The organism is Lysinibacillus sp. fls2-241-R2A-57, from assembly GCF_030209535.1.
Classification (GTDB): domain Bacteria; phylum Bacillota; class Bacilli; order Bacillales_A; family Planococcaceae; genus Lysinibacillus.
On the sequence record NZ_JARVRU010000050.1, the window covers coordinates 1 to 22,919 of the forward strand.

21 protein-coding genes and 1 riboswitch are annotated in these 22,919 nt (G+C 36.2%); of the genes, 6 read left to right on the plus strand and 15 right to left on the minus strand.

Annotation, left to right across the window (positions count from 1 at the left end):
- Window positions 1-101: 101 nt before the first annotated feature.
- From QRN68_RS10720 to QRN68_RS10730, 3 genes are all read right to left on the minus strand, one after another.
- Window positions 102-866 carry a hypothetical protein gene (locus QRN68_RS10720; protein ID WP_285396874.1) on the minus strand — a complete coding sequence of 255 codons (765 nt, stop codon included), beginning with the start codon at window positions 864-866 and terminating at the stop codon, window positions 102-104.
- A gap of 206 nt (window positions 867-1,072) precedes the next feature.
- Entirely contained in the window at window positions 1,073-1,282 is a 210-nt protein-coding gene (locus QRN68_RS10725; RefSeq protein ID WP_285396875.1) for a hypothetical protein, read from the minus strand.
- A gap of 698 nt (window positions 1,283-1,980) precedes the next feature.
- On the minus strand, window positions 1,981-2,319 hold the full coding sequence (locus QRN68_RS10730; protein ID WP_285396956.1) for a winged helix-turn-helix transcriptional regulator: 339 nt from the start codon (window positions 2,317-2,319) through the stop codon (window positions 1,981-1,983).
- A gap of 105 nt (window positions 2,320-2,424) precedes the next feature.
- Here QRN68_RS10730 and QRN68_RS10735 point away from each other — a divergent pair, with 105 nt between their 5' ends.
- Window positions 2,425-2,808: a RidA family protein gene (locus QRN68_RS10735; protein ID WP_285396876.1), complete on the plus strand. Its 384-nt coding sequence runs from the start codon at window positions 2,425-2,427 to the stop codon at window positions 2,806-2,808.
- Between the two features lie 98 nt (window positions 2,809-2,906).
- Here QRN68_RS10735 and QRN68_RS10740 read toward each other — a convergent pair whose 3' ends face one another.
- A complete protein-coding gene (locus tag QRN68_RS10740) occupies window positions 2,907-3,029 on the minus strand; it encodes a hypothetical protein (protein ID WP_285396877.1) in 123 nt (40 codons plus the stop codon).
- Between the two features lie 477 nt (window positions 3,030-3,506).
- On the opposite strand from QRN68_RS10740, the gene QRN68_RS10745 reads away from it, so the two are divergent.
- Window positions 3,507-4,220, plus strand: coding sequence for a hypothetical protein (locus QRN68_RS10745; RefSeq protein WP_285396878.1), 714 nt, complete (start codon window positions 3,507-3,509; stop codon window positions 4,218-4,220).
- Between the two features lie 713 nt (window positions 4,221-4,933).
- Here the strand turns inward: QRN68_RS10745 and QRN68_RS10750 are convergent.
- Both QRN68_RS10750 and QRN68_RS10755 read right to left on the minus strand, forming a co-directional pair.
- Window positions 4,934-5,239, minus strand: a complete 306-nt coding sequence (locus tag QRN68_RS10750) for a hypothetical protein (protein WP_285396879.1) — start codon at window positions 5,237-5,239, stop codon at window positions 4,934-4,936.
- 404 nt (window positions 5,240-5,643) lie between these two features.
- Window positions 5,644-6,426 carry a hypothetical protein gene (locus QRN68_RS10755; RefSeq protein ID WP_285396880.1) on the minus strand — a complete coding sequence of 261 codons (783 nt, stop codon included), beginning with the start codon at window positions 6,424-6,426 and terminating at the stop codon, window positions 5,644-5,646.
- A 623-nt stretch (window positions 6,427-7,049) separates the two neighbouring features.
- Between QRN68_RS10755 and QRN68_RS10760 the strand changes: the two genes are divergently transcribed.
- Together QRN68_RS10760 and QRN68_RS10765 are read left to right on the plus strand one after the other, a co-directional pair.
- A complete protein-coding gene (locus QRN68_RS10760; protein ID WP_285396881.1) occupies window positions 7,050-7,700 on the plus strand; it encodes a 5-bromo-4-chloroindolyl phosphate hydrolysis family protein in 651 nt (216 codons plus the stop codon).
- Window positions 7,697-8,761 carry a toxic anion resistance protein gene (locus QRN68_RS10765; protein WP_285396882.1) on the plus strand — a complete coding sequence of 355 codons (1,065 nt, stop codon included), beginning with the start codon at window positions 7,697-7,699 and terminating at the stop codon, window positions 8,759-8,761. The genes QRN68_RS10760 and QRN68_RS10765 overlap by 4 nt, the downstream gene beginning before the upstream one ends.
- 58 nt (window positions 8,762-8,819) lie before the next feature.
- Here the strand turns inward: QRN68_RS10765 and QRN68_RS10770 are convergent, their stop codons facing one another.
- From QRN68_RS10770 to QRN68_RS10785, 4 genes are all read right to left on the minus strand, one after another.
- A complete protein-coding gene (locus tag QRN68_RS10770; RefSeq protein ID WP_285396883.1) occupies window positions 8,820-9,017 on the minus strand; it encodes a DUF6501 family protein in 198 nt (65 codons plus the stop codon).
- A 304-nt stretch (window positions 9,018-9,321) separates the two neighbouring features.
- Window positions 9,322-10,053, minus strand: coding sequence for an amino acid ABC transporter ATP-binding protein (locus QRN68_RS10775; RefSeq protein ID WP_285396884.1), 732 nt, complete (start codon window positions 10,051-10,053; stop codon window positions 9,322-9,324).
- 12 nt (window positions 10,054-10,065) lie between these two features.
- The gene (locus QRN68_RS10780; protein WP_285396885.1) at window positions 10,066-10,791 is read right to left on the minus strand and encodes an amino acid ABC transporter permease; all 726 of its coding nucleotides are present in this window, start codon (window positions 10,789-10,791) and stop codon (window positions 10,066-10,068) included.
- A 158-nt stretch (window positions 10,792-10,949) separates the two neighbouring features.
- Window positions 10,950-11,804 (minus strand): transporter substrate-binding domain-containing protein, encoded by an 855-nt coding sequence (locus QRN68_RS10785; protein ID WP_285396886.1) that lies wholly within the window; start codon window positions 11,802-11,804, stop codon window positions 10,950-10,952.
- 116 nt (window positions 11,805-11,920) lie between these two features.
- Window positions 11,921-12,107: riboswitch (Lysine riboswitch) on the minus strand.
- A gap of 516 nt (window positions 12,108-12,623) precedes the next feature.
- Here QRN68_RS10785 and QRN68_RS10790 point away from each other — a divergent pair.
- Entirely contained in the window at window positions 12,624-13,163 is a 540-nt protein-coding gene (locus QRN68_RS10790; RefSeq protein ID WP_285396887.1) for a hypothetical protein, read from the plus strand.
- Here the strand turns inward: QRN68_RS10790 and odhB are convergent.
- The 5 genes from odhB to QRN68_RS10815 form a co-directional block, all read right to left on the minus strand.
- On the minus strand, window positions 13,108-14,346 hold the full coding sequence (gene odhB, locus QRN68_RS10795; RefSeq protein WP_285396888.1) for a 2-oxoglutarate dehydrogenase complex dihydrolipoyllysine-residue succinyltransferase: 1,239 nt from the start codon (window positions 14,344-14,346) through the stop codon (window positions 13,108-13,110). The genes QRN68_RS10790 and odhB overlap by 56 nt on opposite strands.
- A 94-nt stretch (window positions 14,347-14,440) precedes the next feature.
- The gene (locus tag QRN68_RS10800) at window positions 14,441-17,263 is read right to left on the minus strand and encodes a 2-oxoglutarate dehydrogenase E1 component (protein WP_285396889.1); all 2,823 of its coding nucleotides are present in this window, start codon (window positions 17,261-17,263) and stop codon (window positions 14,441-14,443) included.
- Window positions 17,264-17,495: 232 nt separating this feature from the next.
- Entirely contained in the window at window positions 17,496-18,881 is a 1,386-nt protein-coding gene (locus QRN68_RS10805; RefSeq protein WP_285396890.1) for a HAMP domain-containing histidine kinase, read from the minus strand.
- A complete protein-coding gene (locus QRN68_RS10810; protein WP_285396891.1) occupies window positions 18,878-19,549 on the minus strand; it encodes a response regulator transcription factor in 672 nt (223 codons plus the stop codon). The genes QRN68_RS10805 and QRN68_RS10810 overlap by 4 nt, the downstream gene beginning before the upstream one ends.
- A gap of 114 nt (window positions 19,550-19,663) precedes the next feature.
- The gene (locus tag QRN68_RS10815) at window positions 19,664-21,691 is read right to left on the minus strand and encodes a diguanylate cyclase domain-containing protein (RefSeq protein WP_285396892.1); all 2,028 of its coding nucleotides are present in this window, start codon (window positions 21,689-21,691) and stop codon (window positions 19,664-19,666) included.
- A 549-nt stretch (window positions 21,692-22,240) separates the two neighbouring features.
- Between QRN68_RS10815 and QRN68_RS10820 the strand changes: the two genes are divergently transcribed.
- Window positions 22,241-22,789 (plus strand): GNAT family N-acetyltransferase, encoded by a 549-nt coding sequence (locus tag QRN68_RS10820; RefSeq protein ID WP_285396893.1) that lies wholly within the window; start codon window positions 22,241-22,243, stop codon window positions 22,787-22,789.
- Window positions 22,790-22,919 lie beyond the last annotated feature (130 nt).

The window sequence follows — 22,919 nt, forward strand, 5'->3', positions numbered from 1 at the left end:
AACGCCCACAGTGAACTTTCATCACCTAGTTGACGGACATGCCTGGCACACAAAATAGCCCCCTTATCAAATAAATAAGAGGGCTTTATATAATTCTTAATCTATCTCTTATCTCCAACTGGCTTTAGTGAATTCACCGGAATCCAAACATCACTTTCGAATCTTTCTTCTAACTCATTGGATACGTATATATAACCATTAATTTCATTACTCCATGAAATAACAATGCTTCCCTTTTCCATAATTTTTTCAGTTTTAGATTCTTTTAATGGACGGGATTTCCCTTCTGCATCCTTTGTTAACTCAAAACGTGTTATTTTTCTATATATTGTCTCTGTGATTTTAAGATCTGTACCAGGATACTTATCACACCATTTCCCTTCAATTTCTTCGCTCACGCAATACCTCAGCAGTTGTCCGTTATTTGTATCCAAGAAATCAACACGACCAAATTCACCAATTTCTTTGAAGTACGAACCGTAATATCCCATATTATAAATACCATCACGATTAATAACAATATAAGATGGATCATTATATAAAGATGCCCGAATTTTTATTGGTACTTCTTTGAAAACCACTAAATCGGTTGCTTGTACACGATATTGCCCCATCTGGTAGAAAGTTTTGCCATCATATTTTTCAATATCATACGTTTTAAAGAAATTATTTCGCTTAACCATTAATGAATCAAACGTACCATTTGGATTTTTCTTATATACTTTTATGTCTTTTTTAAAGGTCATTTTTCCTGTTTGCCCTTTGACAACTTCTGCTCCATCATACATCACTTTCGCTTCTGATTTTGTTGGATTTACTACTGCAAATACGAATGCTGCTAGTAACACAGTAAATATTTTTTTCATTATTCCCCCCCTATACAGTTTTATATTAGAAAACATAATATCATAGTATTATATACCAATAACTTAATATTCTACCAACAGATGTCAAAAACCCTACAAAAGTATAGTGTTTTTCCATAACATTATTTCTCCCACCTACCATTCTACCCAGTTCTCTAAATTATATAGTCTACTACTAATTGATTGTGGAAGGCTATCACGTTCTTTTAACCAATTGTAGAAAGGTACTGGACGTTTCTGTGTGTTTTGTCCTCCACAGATAATGATTTAGTCGACTTGCTATTTAAACGCTCAACAGCCTTACTATACGCTCCTACAAATACGGCTTTTAAGATAGGATGCCAATTAAAAAACTGATAGCTAATATTGGTTGTCTGTTTTTTATATGGCCCATCACCGAAAGTTGCGGGTGACATTTTTTAAAATATATGTCCAGGTGTGTTGATTAACCATTTTTATACATTCGAAGAGGCTGATTTCCGCTACGGGCTACTCGCTTTCCTGCGGGCGAGCGCCGAGCCGCTTCCTCCGCTTCGCTCCGTGCAGGGTCTCGTCTGTCTCGCTTTCCCGCGGGAGTCGAGTAGCCCTACGCTACAATCAGTTAAAATGGAAATATATCAGCAAAATAGTAACAAAAAAATCCATTTACCACGCAATATTAAACCTATTTTTTCCTAATCAACACGCCTGATATATGTCCTGTATATATAAGTTGATCTTCGTTCCAACTGGGCGACTCCTTGGGGGATCAGCGTCACAGATGAGACCCCGGAGCGAGCAACGCGAGTGAAGCGGCTCATCGGACGCCCCCAGGAAGCTTTGCTCTGTGCGAAAGCGTAGCGACAGCAACAACAAATGTTTTTTGTAGCGAAAGCAAAGCGTCCAGTCGGAACGGAAATCAACCACACGTTTTGGTGAAGAGCCAATATTTTAATCAAATAGAGACCATCGATTTAATAGTTTCAATATCAAATTGTATTATCTTTAATTCCGCCTATATCCTAAAGAATTCAATATAAAAGCCCCACACAGATGATTGTGAAAGGCTTATGATTTATTTAATTACTGAACAATATGGAACGTTTATTTATTACATCAGTTATACAGAAAGCACTTAATTATTAGAGTTTTTTTCTCCCCACTCACATAACTGCTCCAAAACAGGTAATAGAGTTTCTGCTTTATGCGTGAGACTGTACTCAACTTTAGGGGGAATTTGAGGATACTCTTTACGACTAACCATCCCATCTGCTTCCAATTCTTTAAGTTGTGAACTTAATATTTTAAAGGTAATAGCTCCTATTTTTCTTTTCAAATCATTAAACCGAACTGTTTGGTTCTCTGCAAGAATATAAATAATAAGCATTTTCCATTTACCACCGATCACTGACAATGTATATCCAAAAGGTGTTTCTTGAATATTCCCCTTCTCTTTATAGTCAGCCATACCCATATTTACACTATCCTTTCTGGTAGTACCTTTCAAAAAAGTGCGTACTATTTTTTTGTTTGCGTTCATTTTATACTGACATTACTTTGAAGTAAAGGAGAGAAAAAAATGACTAATGTTAAAATCTACAATCATGATCTTTGGGATCACGGTATTTCCCAAGGATACAGTGTCAACGGCACTATCTACATTTCGGGGCAATTTTCCCACGATACGGAGGGTGCGCTCGTTGGTGATGGCGATATCGAAGCACAGACACGACAAACTCTTGAAAATCTAGATAGTGTTCTGGAAGGGTTTGGAGCAACGAAGTCCAACCTCGCTTATATGGAAATCTATTTAACAAATGCAAAAGAACACACCGAGCCAGTCATCCGACTTTTCAAGGAATACATGGAACAGCATCGGCCAGCGGGTAGCCTCATTGGCGTGAATTATTTGGCATCTCCAGAGCAACTGATCGAAATCAGCGCAGTAGCACACACAGAATAAGTAAGCAGGGAAAGTTATAAAGGGAAATAAACTGAACCCCGAATAGACAGCACTTTTAGAAAAAGTAAACCTATTTGGGGTTTTAGTTTTTTATAAGACTAATTCCTGATGACTTCAATCACATAAGTTTGGCTTGTTTTCGGATTAAGACCACCTGACATGATGCGCTCTGCTGCTATTCTTACAACGATTTGAATTTCTAAAGTGGATGGATACGCCATTCCACTGTTCTCATGCCAAATTATTTTTTGTCTTAATGTATTTGAATTCGTCCTCTTTTAATCATTTTAGTTGTTCTTCGGTTAAGAAATATTCTTTCATATTAACCTCCCTTATTATATTTTTTATTATTCATATAGTTCCTTGATCATTCATAAAATAGAAAAAAATTGAATAGAAAAGAAGAAATGTAAAAAGCGTCGTATGGATAATAATAGAAAAAATGGCTCATCACCAAAAGTTGTGGATGGCATTTGTTAAAACGTATGCCATATAGGTTGATTGGATTGGCGACTCCTTGGAGATCAGCGGCACAGATGAGACCCTGGAGCGAAGCGGATGTTTTCTGTGCGAAAGCGTAGTGTTAACGTAGCGGCAGCAACAAAGCGGCTCATCAGACGTCCCCAGGAAAGCAGCCCAGCCGGAACGGAAATCAACCACACGCTTTGGTGATGAGCCTAAAAAATGGAGTGATTTAAATGAAATTTATACAAAAATTAAGTGTGATCGGACTGTCAGTGTGTATATTGAGTATCGTTTTTACATCTGCTAGCATGGCAACAACAATCGTTATAGAAGAGCACCTGAATTCAGTAAATAATAAAATCAAAAATGAAGTTCATAATTACAAAAACGACTCCGCCAAAATATTAGCACAAGAAACAAAAACGGTGCTGATTAAAACAGCAAGAGAAGATAAATCATTATTAGAGCAAAAAACAAAAGAATTTGAAGAAAAAATGAAAATGGAACAAGTAGCCTTTATTGAAGAAGGATTAAAAAAAGCAACAACGCTGCAAGATGTAGAAAAAGTAAAAAGTGAGGCAGCTAACTTATTAAAAAAAGAAAATGAATTGTTTAAAAAAGAAAGTGAAAAATATGTAAAAAAAGTGATTGATACGGAAAAAGTGAACTTAGTGATGATTTCAAGTTCATATAAAACGCTTATAGATGACTTTTTCACCTTTAACAAACACGGATTCTACTACTATGATGTAAATAAAAATGAATTTGTTCCAAACAAAAAAGTAAATACAACGGAAGAGGTAAATGAATTTGAAAAAAAACACAAAGAAGATACAATTTTAAAAGATAATCCAATCAACACCTTAATTCTGTTCATTTTCCTTGGATCGTTATGTATAATTCCTCTTTTCATAATCAAAAGACAAAAGAGACTGGGACATAACTGAGCAAAACCTAAAAAAGCGCGAGAAATCAATTTTAGAAACGTTGATTTCTCGCGCTTTTCTGATGTGAAATTTTTTAATTTTACTTTGAAGATATACTTATGTCCAAACCTCTTTTACCCTTCTTCGTTATATTGGACGATTTTTTGCTCAATACATTTTCCAATCTGAGAAATTAACACGCCATTTAAATGATCGTATTCATGTGATTCGAATCCAGGTCGGGTAGCCATATAGAGGGATAGCAACTTTAAGAGTGATTTCATCAATTTTATCCATTAAATGAGATGTTGCCTGTTGGACAACTCTTAATTGAACTATTTGTGCAGATAAACTATAAACATTGTTATTACTTTCTAGCACTACTTGTTTTTTTCAAATACGTGTTATGTTTATTGCTGCATGTTCTCATTCCTCTTTTCATCTATGTTTTATTTAGTTGCTACCGCATTTAAAAGTAATTGTTTGTTGCGATCAGACATTACACGCCATTCTTTAACCGTTACTTTCATTTGCCCCCACATCCTTTCAAATGTATGCTTCCAAACACTGTATGCAATCGTTGGAGCATGTAAGACACTTCAGTATTGATTTATAACCTAACAGTAAATTAGCAACATAAACGGCACAAAAAAACGCTCAGTAATCTGAGTGTTTTTTGTGTAAGAATTTATTTACCTAATGAACTTAAGTCACTGTTTGACTGACAATGGTTATTAAGTATCACCTAAGTATTCTGCAAAATGTAAAAATCCAAATTTCCTCACAAGAAAGTTTCTTAATTCGCCCTGAGTAGCTTTTTCCACTGGAGGATTTGTTAGAGTGTATGCTTTGGCATTTAATTCAGCAAATTTATCTTTATCTACTTCATTATGTTCTTTATCTTCAATAATTCCTGAAGAAATTGCGGCTTTTGGATAACCCATAAAAAACACATGTGTTCTTAATGCCATACTTGGTGTTGAATGCAACAATATAATTACAACCAAAAAAGAAACAATAATTATTACTTTCTTCTTCAAGTCACCGCTCCTCCAATTGACGTTAATAATCTATAAATATTTTAACATGATTTTCTATTACATCAAAAAATTAGTTCACTTAATAGCTAACTACTTCAGATAAATTATATCTTTTAATTCGGTTTTTTAGCGTGCTTCCAGTGCCTCCACGACGTTCGATTAGTGTTGATGCCATGTTTTTCTTCAGAGGCTGGACGCCCCCTTTTTCTTCGATACGAGGGCATCCAATCACCCTGTTTCAAATTAATGACCATTAATTTCAAAACCTATTGATTAGAAAAACACAACTCCCACCAAAATAGTGCGAGTTGAGGACTTTTCTTATGTGGATATTCTTGAAAACTTATTCGCTGATAGCTCAGAACGCAAGCATTTTCTCTTTATAAGGTTTGAATCCTAGTTCCTTACTCGCCATTCACTGGCTTCAGTAGATTTGCTGGAATGTAATTGAAATAATATTTATCGAGACCCACCTCAACATAACCATTGATCTCAATCCCTGATAACTGGAAGATAGTTCCCTTCAACATTTTTGTATAACTAGGTGCTCCCTTCTTTGGAGCACTTAAAAGTTCTGTATCTTCTATTAATACATAAGAACCTTTATTTATAGTTTCAAAAATACGAACATCAGTCCCATCAACAATGGCGGTATCAATTACATCCTCTCCTTCAATATCTCCACTACAATAATGGTAAAATATTTTGCCTTTCTCAATAGAAACTAAGCTTGATGTTGGACCAGTGCAAACATCTTTTCGTTTTCCAACTATTAAAGGTTGACCATATCCGATGTCATTGTATTGACCTGGCATTTTCACACCCTGATGATTAATCATGACATAGGTGGGATTGTCATAAAAAGATGAACGAATATCGATTGATATTTCTTTGAAAACCACTAAATCGGTTGCTTGTACACGATATTGCCCCATCTGGTAGAAAGTTTTGCCATCATATTTTTCAATATCATACGTTTTAAAGAAGTTATTTCGCTTAACCACTAAAGAATCAAACGTACCATCTGGATTTTTCTTATATACTTTTATGTCTTTTTTAAAGGTCATTTTTCCTGTTTGACCTTTTACAACTTCTGCTCCATCATACATTACTTTCGCATCTGATTTTGTTGGATTTATTACTGCTATTACTAATGCTGCTAATAACACAGTAAAAAATTTTTTCATTATTCTCCACCTCAGCTTTTTTTAGAAAACACAATACATTAGTATTATATACCAAAAATATAGTATTCTCCCAATGTATTTTTGTGTGATAAAAGCAACAATCAATATACACAATTTAATTAGTTAGCGGCTATTAAATGACTACTTGAGCTAACTAACTGAAAATCAACGATGAATGTTAAAATTGAGTCACCAGAAAATCATTGAAATTTAATGGCGAGGAATTAATAACAGAAGAAAAAACAATAATAATAACATTAAATCTATTAGGTATTAGAGCAATAAAAAATAAATTAACAACAATACAAAAATTCGCGAATTACGTTAAGATTGAATACAATATAATGAAAGATGAAAAACAATAACCCCTGATAAATTAGGCTTTCAACACACATCCGAGTAAAAAGGAAACAGCCATATCGGACATTATTTAGTCTAACTTCTATTTTTTTTGCCCCTTTTCTCTATTATAAAGCAACGGATTTGCTCGTTTTTATGTATTATCATTGAGAAACTTTACAAATAGCAGTAAAATTTATGTAAGGATTATTTTTTCATTGAAACTTTATGTCGATTATTTCGTATAAGAATATAGACATATTTAAATGCTAGGAGGAAGAAACATGCTCAGTGTCGGACAGTTTTTCTCTAGACATACCGCTAGCTTCTTTATTTCGCTATCAACTGTTTCTATCGCAGCCATAGCCGCAGATCCAGGATTCTTCCTTGGTGGTTTATTGTTTGCTGGAACTTACGCGCCAAGTACAGCGTTGTTGAAACATAGACAGAAAAAGAAAGTCATGCAAATTGCAGGTATAACAAAAGAAGAATACAAACTTATTGAAACACAACTTACAGCAGCAAATAAAAACATTCAAACATTAAGTCAAAACTACTTACGTGTACGTTCGGTTTCAGCATTTAAGCAATTACTCGAAATGACACGTATTTCCAAAAATATCGTGAAAATTGTTAAAACAGATCCGCGCAAATTTTATAATGTTGAACAATTTTTTTACGCACACCTACCTTCCGCTGTCGAATTAACGGATAAATATACAATGTTATCGAAACAGCCTGTAAAGGATAAGGAAATCCAGATTACATTATCAAAAACACGAGAAACACTGACAGACTTAAATGATACGATTCAAATTGATTTAAAGGATGCGCTTTCTAATGATATCGACCATCTTCAAATGGAAATCGAATTTGCGAATCGTTCCAATAATAGACGAAGAGAACAATTGGAATGGAGAGGCGATGATAAGTGACAGCAAATGATCACGCATTTCAACTTAATACAATACAAGGTCTTTCTCCCCTAGTGCAATCTTATTTAGAAACTACAAATACCGAGGCGATGGCGACGTATGAAACGCTATCGCCTCTTGCACAAAGTCGTGCACTTCTATATGCTAGTCAACTTGACCTGACAAACTTCGAATCAGTACTGTCTTTAGGGCAAGATTCACAGCGTGCTCTTTCGCAATTTGCTGATCGAATGCTTGCACAAGTAAAACAGAAAGACGTCTCAAAAGTTGGCCAAATGTTAGATTCATTAATGCAAACATTAGACCGTGTTGACCCTAACGCGTTAGAGCCAAAAAAACAGTCTTTTTTTAAAAAAATGTTTGGTAAAACAGAACGACCTATTAAGCAAACATTAACGGAGTTTGAACGTATTAGTATCCAAGTAGAACGAATTGGTGTTCAACTTGAACGTTCACAGCTTCAAATGATTAAAGATGTAGAAATGCTTGAAGAACTTTATTCACATAATAGAGGATTCTTTGAGGAGTTAGCGACTGCTATTGCAGCAGGGCAAATGAAGAAGCAGCAAGCAATCGAAGTCGAGCTTCCTGCAAAGGTAACTAGTGTACAGGCAACGAATCAACCACTTGATGTCCAACAGCTGAATGACTTTGCCGCTCAAATCGAACGACTAGATCAACGTATTTATGACTTACAAGTTTCACAGCAGGTTGCCTTACAAACTGCGCCACAAATACGTATGATTCAGCAGTCCAATCAAACGCTAGCAGAGAAAATTGAATTTTCAATTGTGACACTTATCCCACTTTGGAAAAATCAATTAGCCATGATGTTATCCATGAACATGGACCATCAATATGCACAGCTAGAGGAGCGATTATCTCGCACGAATGATCGGTTTGCAAGCCCCTCTTTTGAACAGCAAGTATCGAAATTCAAAGAAACACAGCATGAGCTTCAAACGGCTATCAAAGATGTCTTTGCCTTACATACAGCTACAGAACAGGAAAAACAGCATTTACAAGATGTAGCTGATTTAAAGGGTTATACAAGAGACTGATTCTGTTTTTTCAATGAACAAGGGTGGTTCAGAAATCATCTGAACCACCCTTGTATTTTCATTCAAAATAATCTTTATAGTAGCCACCAATTTTACCAGTGTTATCAATAATAAAAACGAATTCTTCTGTTTCATTTTTTACATCATATTGTTTCCCTACTGTTAATACGTTTGATACTAAATATTTTGATGCATTTGTATGCTTACAAGTGACAGCGCGTAGTGTTGGTGCATCTTTCCATTTTAAATGTAACATAATCTCTCTACCTCTCTTTACTAGCATGAAGCTAATGTCTACTGCTTATTTTATAATATTTTAGATGTTTTGTGGAGAAAAAAACCATAGAAGATCATATTTTCTCCGTAAAAGTCTATTTTCTTATCTATTTCTATACTTAAATTTTAACTTCGAGGTGTTATTATGAGCTTTGGTGGTGTACCACAATGGTTTTTCATCCTTGCTGTAGCATTTGCAATTTGCTTTGTTATATATGCAGAGTGGAATTCTAGAAAATAAGTGAATCCATCTATGTGGACTCACTTTTTTAGTTGTGCTGAATTTATTTTAAAGTACGTTTTAAAAACTCTTTTGTTCGTTCATGCTGTGGGTTTATTAAAACCTGTGATGGTGGTCCCTCCTCTACGATAACACCTTTATCCATAAATACAACGCGATCCGCTACCTCTTTGGCAAACTCCATTTCATGTGTAACAATTAACATCGTATTTCCGGCATCCGCTAGCTGTCGCATTACCTTCAACACTTCGCCAACCATTTCTGGGTCAAGGGCTGACGTCGGTTCATCAAACAGCATTACATCTGGATTCATTGATAATGCTCGCGCAATCGCTACACGCTGTTTTTGACCGCCAGATAGCTGCCGTGGCTTCGCATTGACATATTGGTCCATGCCTACAATTTGCAAATATTTCAAAGCAACTTCTTCGGCTTCTGCCTTTGAACGCTTTAAAACTTTCATTTGGCCTACAGTGCAATTTTTTAGCACATTATGATTGTTGAATAAGTTGAATTGCTGGAATACCATACCTAAATGTGTACGATATTCTTGAATATTATGCTTTTCGTCTAAAATATTTTCACCTTTGTAAATAATTTGACCACCACTTGGCGTTTCCAGTAAATTAATGCAGCGTAGTAGTGTTGATTTACCAGATCCTGAAGAACCGATAAGGCAGACAACCTCGCCCTTTTCTACTTGAAAATTTACATCCTTTAACACTTGGTTACGCCCAAATGATTTACTTAAATGCTCTATTTTAATAACCGTCATTTGTCCGTCCCCCTATATGGCTTCTTTCTGTTCTTTTTGATAGGCATCTGGTCCATCCAATCGTTTTTCTACATATAGTAAAATTCTTGATGCGGTAAATGTCATGATGAAATAAAGGACACAAGCTACAAAGAATGATTCAAAATAGCGGAAATTATTACCTGCAATCGATTTTGTTTGGAAGAATAATTCAGTAACCCCGATAACGTTTAAAACTGCTGTATCTTTAATATTCATAATTAATTGATTACCTGTTGCAGGCAATACATTTCGCGCAACTTGTGGTAGTACAACATGCAGCATAATTTGGAAATGATTCATCCCAATTGCCGAAGCGGCCTCGTATTGTCCTTTATCAATTGACACAATACCACCACGCACAATTTCCGCCATATAAGCACCTGTGTTTAGTGACACGACCAAAATACCTGCTGTAATAAAATGCATATCAATGCCAAATGCTATATCTAATCCGTAAAATACAACCATTGCTTGTACAATCATTGGTGTACCACGGAAGAATTCGACATAGCATGTTAGTAAAAAATTAAAGAGCTTTAAACTATAGAATTTTACACCCTTTTTACGAACCTTGATGGTATGCATAATTCCAATGAAAAATCCGATAAGTGCACCAATAATTGTACTACTAATTGAAATAAGTAATGTATAATACGCACCTCGTAAAAACATTTGCCAGTTGTTCTCAACAATAGAAATAATCCATTCAAGACTCATGATGTTCCTCCTAACAACGTCGTGTTGCTTGCTCGTTCCAGTATTCTATTGGAGCATTTGTTTCTTTTAGTTTATGAAACTTTTAGCTATGACATTATCATTATTTTAAGAGATTCTTATGATAATGCACGGACTGTCAGGCAGCCCGTGCATTTATATTATTGTGCTGCTGGTTGTTTTTGAATTGCTTCTTCCATAATTTTTTGGCGATCATCTTCAGAAATACCTTTTAGGATTTCATTGATTTTTTCCATATTTGCATCATCTTTACGTAAACCAACTGCAATAGATGTGTTTGAAATATCTGTTTTGAATCCTTTTTCAAACTTTACATATGTGAATTTATCGTTCGCTGCAGCAGCGGAAATCCCTTCTGGACGCTCAGCTACATAGCCGTCAATTTTTCCAGCCTCTAATGCTACACGCATTGCTGGGAAACTATCCATCGCTGTTTCTTTTTGTACATCTTTAATCTGATCAATCACATTATAGTTAGATGTATTTAATTGAGATGTGATTTTAGCTCCTGAAAAATCTTGGATTGATTTTGCCTTTTCATACTTGCTACCTTTTTTAATGACCATAACAAAATCAGAAGTATAGTAGTTTTCAGTGAAATCAATTGTTTGCTTACGCTCATCAGTAGGTGACATTCCAGCAACGATTGCATCAATTTTATTTGATTGCAGTGCTGGTACTAAACCATCCCACTCCATTTTCACAATTACTAATTCTTTTCCTAAGCCTTCAGCGATTTTTTTCGCCATTTGCACATCATAGCCGCCTGCATATTCAGCATTATCGGCAATTTTTACTGCGCCATTTGCATCATCTTGCTGCGTCCAGTTAAATGGAGCATAGCCCGCTTCCATCCCAACACGGAATTCACCACCTCCACCTTTATCGGCACCAGCATCACCTGTTGCCTCATTCTTTTTGTCTTTAGCGCCACAAGCGGCCAACACAATTACAGTCATTACAGATAGCATTAATAACAACCATTTCCTTTTCATGTAAAACTCCCCTTTTCTGTTAAAAAATAAGACAACTATACAAAAAAAGACCTAAGCATTGAACTTAGGTTTACCTTTAATTGATAGTTGCCCAAATCCTCACTATAATTTCCATGTTACGAGATAGCACAACCTAGTAAACCTGGAAAGAAATTTACTAGGACAGTCCTGCACTTATTCACTGCAGACCCAGCATAAAAGTACGAGCTCCTTTTATACTTCGGCGATAGTTCCTTCTCCATTGCGTCTTCGCTTGCTTTTACTCAACAATGAACTAATAAATACCGCGCCTCTACCTCACTATAGAACAAATGTGAGGTTTGTTTATTTAATTGATATATAGATACTACAATAAAAGTAAGTTAATCGTCAAGATAATTTTATTATTATTCTGACTGTTTACAATATTAGGTTTTTAACCTTATTAAATCCATTACATTCGCACAATTGCCAAGGTGACAATCGTTTTTTTCAGTTGCGTTGATTAACCATTATTATACATTCTAATTAATTAGAAGAGGTTAATTTCCGCTACGGACTACTAGCTTTCCTGTGGGAGTTGAGTAGCCCTAAGCTACAATCAGTTAAAATAGTAAAATAGTAATGCATAAGCAAAATAGCAACAAAAAAATCCTTTTATCGCTCAATAATAAACCTATTCTCCTAATCAACACGCCTGTTTTATTTATTTTATTTATTAGTAAATCCGCAAATATTTAATACTCAACTAGTATTTTGTAATCCAAAAGATACTATTAATCAGTAATGATAATATCCTTTGCACTATAATTTTTTTTTACTGAAGCATATCGTAAAGGTTTGGGGAACCTATCCGTCGCTTCGTTTGCTTTATCCGTCGCTCTGGCTCTTCTTTCCGTCGCTTTGATTCCTATTCGTCACTCTGGCATTTCTATCCGTCGTTTTGATTGTTTTATCCGTCGCTGCGGCTCTTCTTTCCGTCGCTTCAGTTTCTATCCGTCGCTCCAGCTTTTCTTTCCGTCGCTTCGATTGCTTTATCCGTCACTCCAGCTCTTCTATCCGTCGCTCTTGCTTTTCTATCCGTCACTTTGTTTTCTTTCCGTCGTTCTGGCTCTTCTTTCCGTCGTTTCGGTTCCTATCCGTCGCTTCGATTACTTTATCCGTCACTCTGGTTCTTCTTTCCGTCGCTTCGATTGCTTTATCCGTCGCTCTGGCTCTTCTTTCCGTCGTTCTGAATGCTCTATCCGTCGCATCCTTAAATATTTTCATAAAAAGCAAAAAACCCTGCGAAACAATGTTCGCAGGGTTTTAATAAACTCAGGAATTAAGAATTTAATAATAAATCTTCTGGGTTTTCTAGAAGTTCTTTTACAGTTTTAAGGAAGCCTACAGAATCTTTACCATCGATAATACGGTGGTCATAAGAAAGTGCTAAGTACATCATTGGGCGAATTTCTACTTCACCATTCACTTCAACTGGACGTTTTTTGATCGTGTGCATACCTAGGATACCAGCTTGTGTACCATTCATGATAGGTGTAGACATTAATGAACCGAATACCCCACCGTTTGTAATTGTGAATGAGCCACCTTGAAGATCTGCTAAACCTAATTTTTTATCGCGTGCTTTTTTAGCTAGGTCTGCAATTGAATCTTCAATTTCAGCAAAGTTTTTGCGGTCAGCGTCACGTACAACTGGTACTACTAAACCTTCTTCTGTTGATACAGCTACACCGATATCGAAGAAGTTGTTTAAGTGAATTTCATCACCAGCGATTTGTGCGTTCACATATGGGTATTTTTTAAGTGCTGCAACTACAGCTTTAGTGAAGAATGACATGAAACCAAGTTTAGAACCAGTTGACTCGAAGAATTGGTCTTTTTTACGAGAACGTAATGCCATAACGTTTGTCATATCTACTTCGTTAAATGTTGTTAACATTGCAGTAGATTGTTTTACTTCAAGTAAGCGTTTTGCAATTGTTTGGCGACGACGGCTCATTTTTTCAACTGTTACACGTGATTCATCTACAGCTGCAACTGCTTTAGGTGCTGCTGGAGCTGCTTGTGGTGCTGCTACTGGAGCTGTACCATGAGCTGCAACGTCTTGTACACGTACACGTCCTTGTGGATCTACTGGAGATACAGCAGCAAGGTCAATACCTTTTTCGCGAGCAAGTCTACGTGCTGCTGGAGATGCGATTACACGCTCACCAGAAGTTTCTTCTACAACTGGAGCTGCTGCAACAGGAGCTGGAGCTGCTTGTGGCGCTGCTGGAGCTGGTGTTGCTTCAACTGGAGCTGCTGCTGGAGCTGCTGCTGCACCTTCGCCAGCTTCTACAACTGCGATTACTTGACCTACAAGTACAGTATCGCCTTCTTCAGCTAAAATTTGAGTTAATACACCCGCTTCTTCAGAAATGATTTCAGCGTTTACTTTATCTGTTTCAAGTTCAACGATGAATTCACCTTTTTCAACGCGATCGCCCACTTTTTTTACCCACTGTGCGATACTACCTTCTGTAATCGATTCTGCTAATTCAGGGACTTTAATTTCAGCCACTTTCATTTCCTCCTTTGATTAACGTGCATTGTGTGCACATAAAAGGGCTACTGCCTAAGCAAGTAGCCCGGCTCTCAATAATTAATATGTGATTTTATTTAACCTTTACAGGCTCAGCAACTGCTTCTTCTACAAGTGCGGCTTGAGCTGCTTTATGAGAATCTGCATCACCTTCAGAAGTAGAGCTCATTGCAGGACGACCTACATAACGTAGCTTTTTACCTTCAGAAAGATCATATAATGTTTCTAATGCATAATTCCAAGTACCTTGGTTTTTAGGTTCTTCTTGTACCCATACAACTTCTTTTACATTAGGATACTTAGCAATAATACCAGCAACTTGCTCTTTTGGGAATGGGTAAAGTTGTTCTACACGAACAATGTGTAAGTGATCGAAGCCTTCACCATCTTTAATACGATCTGCGATGTCGATCATTACTTTACCTGTTCCTAATACAACGCGCTCTACAGCTTCTGCTTTTGAACCTAGACCTGGTTGCTCAATTACTTCTTGGAATGAGCCATTTGCTAATTGATCAGCATTAGCAGCAGCTAATGGGTGACGAAGTAAGAATTTAGGTGATACCACTACAAGCGGACGAACACCTTCTGTTCCTAATAATGCTGCTTGACGACGTAATAAGTGGTAGTAGTTGCCTGCGTTTGAACAGTTTGCAACGAACCAGTTATTTTCAGCTGACATTTGTAAATAACGTTCCATACGGCTAGAAGAGTGTTCTGGACCTTGACCTTCATAACCATGCGGTAAAAGAATTACTAAACCAGATTTTTGACCCCATTTAGCACGTGCACCTGAAATAAAGTTATCGAACATCACTTGTGCCATGTTTGCAAAGTCACCGAATTGAGCTTCCCAAACTGATAATACATGGTCATTTTCTAAATTATAACCATATTCAAAGCCTACTACCCCTGCTTCTGTCAGTGGAGAGTTGTGCACTGTAAATGAAGCATTTGCACCAGAAATATGGTGAAGTGGCGTAAATAATTCGCCATTGTTTTTATCATGTAACACTAAGTGGCGTTGAGAGAACGTACCACGTTGTGCATCTTGACCTGTAAAACGTACTGGTGTGCCATCTTGAATAATTGTTGCATATGCTAATGTTTCTGCATGACCCCAGTCGATTTTTGCAGAAGCAAATGCATCACGGCGTTTTTCTAAAATTTTGCCAAGTTTTTTCTGTGGCTCGAAGTTTTCTTTAAATACTAAAAGCTCTTCGTTAATTTTCCCTAGACGTTCCGCACCAACTGCTGTATCAATTTGTGGGAATTCTACTTTTAATTCTTCTGGCATTTCAAGATGTTTGTGCTCATCTTTATCTGCCATTTCTTTTACGTGGTCATAAGCTGCTTGCATTTCTGCATAAATAGCTGTATCTAAAGCTGCTACTTCATCAGCAGAAACAACACCTTCAGCTGCTAATTGTGCACCATATAAAGCACGAACTGGTTCATGTTTTGCAACTAATTTGTATGTTTCAGGGTTTGTAACAGTTGGATCGTCAGTTTCATTGTGACCGTGACGACGGTAACCCATTAAGTCTACAACGATATCTTTACCGAATTTTTGACGGTAGCTCGCTGCGAAACGACCTACAAGTACAACAGCCTCTGGGCTATCTGCATTTACGTGTACTACCGGTACTTCATAACCTTTTGCAGGGTCAGAAGAGTAAACCGATGAACGTGAGTCTTGTAGTTCTGTTGTAAATCCAATCATGTTGTTAGCAATGACGTGGATTGTACCACCTGTTGTGAACCCTTCAGTTTTTGCAAAGTTTAATACTTCTGTTACGATACCTTGACCTGGGAATGCAGCGTCACCATGCACTAGGATACCTAAACCTTTTGTACGGTTATGGATAGCTTGCCCTGGCTTAGAAGTATCATCTTGTGCTCCACGAGCAGTACCTAAAACAACTGGGTTTCCTACTTCTAAGTGAGATGGGTTGTATGCAAGTTTAACATTCATACCAGATTCACGGTTGTAAGAAGCACCCATGTGGTATTTCACATCACCTGTCCAACCTTTAGTTATTTCAAGGCGACCATCTTCTGGTAAAAATAAGTCATTAGACACATGTGCAAAGTCAGAGAACATCATATCGTAAGGTTTATTTAAAATATGTGTTAACACGTTTAAACGACCACGGTGAGCCATTCCGATACGTACGTTTTCTACGTTATTTGCTTCAGATATTTTTAAAATTTCATCGAATAGGACGATTTGAGTATCTAAACCTTCACCAGAGAAACGCTTTTGACCTACAAATGTTTTATGGATAAATTTCTCGAAATTTTCAACACGAGTTAAACGGTCTAATAAAGCTTTCTTCTCATCAGAAGCTAATGCTTGTTTAAATGAACCTGATTCAATTTGTGCTTGAATCCAATCACGTTCTTCTGTTGTTACTACGTGGTTATATTCAAATGCTACTTTATCTGTATAAACAGATTTCAAGTAATCTATTGCATCCTTACCATTTTTCACGTTTGCTGGCACATCTTTGAAGAAGATAGCTGCAGGAATTTCAGCTAAATCTGCAGCGCTAAGGTTGAACGCGCTTTCTTCAATTTGAGCTGTTTGTAGTTCACGGTTTTTCAAAGGATAAATATCTGCTGCTAAATGACCATGTGTACGAATTGCATCTGCCAGTTTCACAGCTGCTAACACTTTTTTGTAATCGCCAGCAGGAGCTGCTGCATTACTAGCTACAGCTACTTCACCTTCTACTACTACTGGTGCACCAAATTGTTGGAATAATAATACTAACTCCGGTTCTACTTCTTCAGGAGACTGTAAGAATAAGTCGTATTGCTCCATCACATATCCTAGGTTAGGACCAGAGAAAGCTGACCATGGAGAACTTACAGTTGTAACGTTGTTCGACATGAAAAATGACCTCCAAATTTTGCCTTTCGGCAGTTCCATTAATTAAATTACAATTAATTATATAATATTTCTCCGTTCTTTAAAAGGATGTTTAACACAACTTATCCATAATTTAAAGAACGTTTTTTCCATCTCAATCTTACTACTCTTCACAAAAAATACAACTCTTTTTATAAAATTAAGCAAATTTTTTCGTAAAGGCTAAAATAATTAAATAAAGCGTGGATTTTCTTCAATATTTTAGCGGGAATTTCATCGAGAAAACGGTTCCAACATTTTTTTCACTCTTGACTTCTACAGTACTATTATATTTTTCAAGCAACATTTTTGTAATACTAAGCCCTAAGCCCGTTCCACCTATTTGACGATTTCTAGCTTCATCAACCCGATAAAAGCGATCGAAAATAAAAGGAATGTTTTCTTCTGTTATCCCAATTCCATTATCTTCTATTTTCAGCAGCACTTCCTTTTCAGAGACAGATAATGAAATTTGAATGTCCGGAACTATTTCACAATAACGAATTGCGTTTTCTATTATATTACGAACAATTTGACTGAGTGCATTTTCTGTGATGAATAAAAGACCTATTTCTTCATTTTTCGACAGCGTTATTCGAGCTTCTGGATGAAGATGCTTTATTTCTTCTATTACTCCTTTAATAACAGCTTCTGCGTCTGCCTCACTCATGGTATCTTTTTCTTCACGGCGGGCAAGCTCTAATAATTCTTCAATCATTTTCCGCATCCGTGCAATTTCAGTTAGTGAAGTATCAATAGATTCCTCTAAAATTTCCGGATCATCCTTCCCCCATCTTTTCAAGAGGGAGAGATGTCCTTCGATGGCCTGAATTGGCGTACGTAGCTCATGAGAAGCATCTGCGACAAATTGCTGCTGTTTTGTAAATGAAATTTGTAATTCATTCATCATCGCATTATACATATTCATTAAATCACCAATCTCATCATGAGAAGTGTACGTTAATTGAATTGGCTCATTAAATCCTTTATCCATAACCGTTTTCATGGATGAGCGCAACGCATGTAATGGTTGCATTAAATAGTTGGCAAGATAATAACCAATCGAAGCTGATAGTAACAATGCGCCTAAACCTGCTATGAGCATCGCAGTTAATAAATAATGCATCAATGACTGGAACCCTGACAACGGATGAATAACTTGAATATAACCTTGAGAGAACCCAAGTTGAATTGGTACATTTATGACAAAGGCATCCTTTTTATCAATCGACACTTCTGTAATTTCATTCATCGTTGTAAGGGGTGCAGCCTGTGAAGCATTATTAATACGTAAAATCTCTACACCATCTAAATTGAAAACTCTAACGGTTTGATCACGATCCACAATAGAATTTAACAGCCCTGTGTTTTGTTGTATTTGCTGAATTGTAAGATTGGGTCCTTGTGATTGTAAAAAAGACACCAAATCATCGCTAGTCCGTTTGATTTTACTTTCCTCATCATGTAATAACCATGTATGAAGTGAAAGATAAACGACAATACATATAATCGTATAGCTAAAAAATATAACAGCACTAGATGTAAGCATCCATTTTCTTTGTAAAGGTTGATGGACTAAATAATCTTTCAATTTTTTCATTCACGCATCACGTACCCAACCCCACGGACTGTTTCGATATAGGCATTCATATCTCCCGGTAGTTTTGTTCGTAAATGGCGGATATATACATCTACAACATTTGTCTCTATATCCGTATCATACCCCCAAACAGAGGTTAAAATGAGCTCTCGAGTACAAACTTTATTTTTATGCTCTACTAATAGTTTAAGTAAATCGTATTCCGTTTTCGTTAAATCAAGCTTATCCCCCTGTACCGATACTTCATAAGCCGCTATATCGATTTCGATATCACGAAATTGTAATGATTCACCACTTTTTTCATCAGGTGTCACCCGACGCAAAATAGTACGAATTCTAGCTAGTAGTTCTTCAATCGCAAATGGTTTCACTATGTAGTCATCTGCACCAGCATCTAAGCCAGCTACACGATCCATCACAGCATCTCGTGCCGTTAACAGTATAATAGGTATTTTTGATTGCGTACGTATTCGACGACAAATTTCTATACCATTTATCCCCGGAAGCATAACATCTAATAGCAGTACATCAAAATTTTCAGATGAAGCTAGTGCAAGTCCTTCACGACCATCAAAAGCAACCATTACATCATAGCCTTCATGCTTTAATTCTAGCTCCACAAAGCGAGCGATATGCTTCTCATCTTCTACCAAAAGTATCTTAGGCATTCCATCACCTTCTTTTCTAAAATAACTACGAGGGTTTCCCCGTAGCACTGTTATAGCATAACATCAAACAAAAAGTCTGTACCACAAGCAATTACTTGTTTGTACAGACTTTTTTTAATGCGCATTCGCAATATAATGATTATTTTTCCCGAATTCCTTCGCTTTATATAAGGCTTGATCGGATAATTCTAGCAAATCATTTAATGTTTTACCGTGATCCGGATAATAGGCGATCCCAATGGAGGCAGTTGGAGCAAAGTGATGACTTTCGATGGTCCAACCTTTTTCTAGTTCATTACGGATGCGATTAATAATGTGCATTATTTGTGTATGTCTTTTCTTATCATCCTGGGTTAAACCCGTTAACACGACAATAAATTCATCGCCGCCAATACGAATAACTAAATCATGGCTACGTACAGCAGTAATTAAAACCTGACCAAACTTCCGGATAAAATCATCCCCTGTATCGTGGCCATAACAATCATTAACATTCTTAAAGTCATCCCCATCGATATAGAGCATAGCTAAACACACATTTTGTTCATGCGCTTCTGCCATTAATTTCGGGAACTCCTTTTGTAAAAACCGACGATTTGGCAGCTGTGTTAACGTATCGTGATACGCTAAATATAATAGATTATTTTCCCGCTCCTTACGATGGGTTATTTCACGGGACACCATCATAATTTGTGAAACTTTTTCGCGCTCTGGATCATGTACAACCGTTACATTTCCTTCAGTCCAAACTGGTGTACCATCCTTTGCTTTAAGCAGTAGCTCAAACTGTGTATCTGTTTGACCTGAAAAATTATTTAGAAACGTTTGCCAAGCCTTCTTACTTTCGTCATCAACAATGTCACTGTAAAACTGACCTTGTAAATCTACATTCTCGTAGCCTAAGAAAATCTTATAGGATGGTGAGGCATAAATAATGATGCCATCTTCGTTTGTAATGACAATCAAATCATTTGTATTTTCTGTAATAAGACGAAATGTTCGTTCAATATTTTTCAATTCCGTTAACATTCTTTTCTTGTCCGTAATATCATAGTTAATGGATAAATATTGTTCTGTCGTGCCAAATTCATTTTTTAATGGAACTATAGCTGCTTCTACCCAGTAATCCGCATGAAATTTTGTACGGTAGCACAACTCCCCTCGCCAAATATCCCCCGCTCCAACCGTTATATTGATCGATTGTATGATGTCCACGGAATGATATATAGGTTTAATGAAATTAAAAGATTGTCCAATTAGTTCTTCTGCAGTGAAACCAGACGCATTTAAAAATAAATCATTAACTTCTATAATTTTTCCATCCATATCAAAAACAGCAATTGATGTTGCAGAATTTAGAGCAGCCTTAAAAACTTCTAAACCATGAGATTTTGAGCGTAACTCCGCTTTTTGTTGAGTGAATTGTGTGAAATCCTGCATGATTAGAAAAATAGCCGAAGAGTTATCTCCCTGCATTACAGGAGCGAGTGAAAGTAAATACGTGCGCTCTTTTTTATCCAGTGTATGAAACTTGATGAGTTTTTCTCCAATATTTTCGCCCATCGCTGCCCTTTGTAAATAGTTTTGTATGTTTTCTACCTCATCTTTAGGAACAATTGGTAGATCCACGAATAATTTGTGTTTGACCGATTCATTATTTAATTCAAAGTCCTCCATGAAGCAGGAATTCACTTCATAAATAGCCCCGGCAGCTGATAAGATGACCGTAGAAAAAAAGGCATGATCAAACATTGAGCGCATAAATAAAAACTTATCTTCAATGCTTCGATCATAATGAATTTCTTTTGTTATGGCTAAAATATAGTCTTCATTATTATCTTTAAGCGGACGAACAGATGTCTCATATTTACGAACTTCAGATTGAAAATAAGCATAATCCACATAATCTACTTGACTATGCTTTTCAATTGCTTGATGGTAATTTTCTAGAATTATCTGAAAATTACGACTTGAGGTAAGGGTAGAAAGCATTTTCCCAATCGCATCATGCGATAACAAAGCTCGAGCTGCTTGATTTAAGCGAATATATTGATAATCGTCTCCCACTTTTTTCATTAGAAAGACAAAATCTTTGCCCATAAACAATTCATTAAATATATCTTCGCTTAAAAGATATTTCATGCTGTCACCCCCATAAGTCGTTCATATTTAAAATTGGATTTTTATAGATTGTTTATACAAAAAAAATCAATACTACTATTATAACATAACATCAAAGAATCACCCTTTTTGAATCGAAAAAATTATATCCTTTTTAGGGTAATATTTGATATTTTACCTCTTTTGAAGAAAAAGCATGATGCTAAAGAAACATTATTCGAATATCTTCATATAGAAAATTGATATTTTAGACTTACCTCTCCCAAAATTAGAATATAACAAATTTAATTGTTTTGTTTAAAATATACTTTCCGGAATTTTCTGACTAATGAACTTATTTTTTGTTTTATCGAGAAAAATGATTGCATTAAGCATGATGATTGTTATATTATATTAAAAAAACTACCCTTTTTTCGGTATGGGTGAAAAATCAGTAAGACAGCGGGAAATTATGGATATCATAGTTGTAACGTCTAGTTCTTTGGGTTTTAATTCCAGTACGAATTTTAGTTTTCTTCTTTATGCTTTAAAGGAATTGTTTTAACTACCCTAGTAAAGGAGGCGTTTCGTATGCTTAAACATCGAGACCTACATGAATGTACAGAGCTTTATGAGCTATTATCACACCCTTCTGTTTTCCCATTTGTCCGTCAAAAAGCCACATCAGCTGATGAATATTGGTTTATGACAAAACAACTGATTGAAGAAGAAGCGAAGGGATTCGCTATTTCTAGGACTATTACCGATGATTGGGGTCAACCAATCGGCACCATTAGCATTCATGATGTGGAGGATGGTGCAGGCTTTTTAGGAACGTGGATTGGACTCCCTTATCAAGGGTTAGGTTATAACCAAAAAGCTAAAATGCTTTTTTTGAACGAACTATTTTTCGATTATAATTTCCATACGGTTTTTCTCCGTATTCGTGTTGAAAATATTAAATCACAACGCGCAGCCTTAAAGCTACCTTATGTCGTTAGTGCAAATGAAGATCACCCGACTTTATTAGCACAAGTAAACAGAGGCGAAGCGCAATTTAATTTATTTAAAATTCCAAAAGACTTGTTCTATCTTACAACAGCCCATCAAATGGCAGAAGGCGAAGAACAAGCGATGTAATTTCCAGATATTTTTTATAAAAATAAGCTATGTGTCCTGTCATGGTGACAGGCACATAGCTTTTATTTTCGGGTTTGTATGCAGTAAGGCTTCATTTTTGTAACTACTCGCCTGAAGCATATCAAGTAAA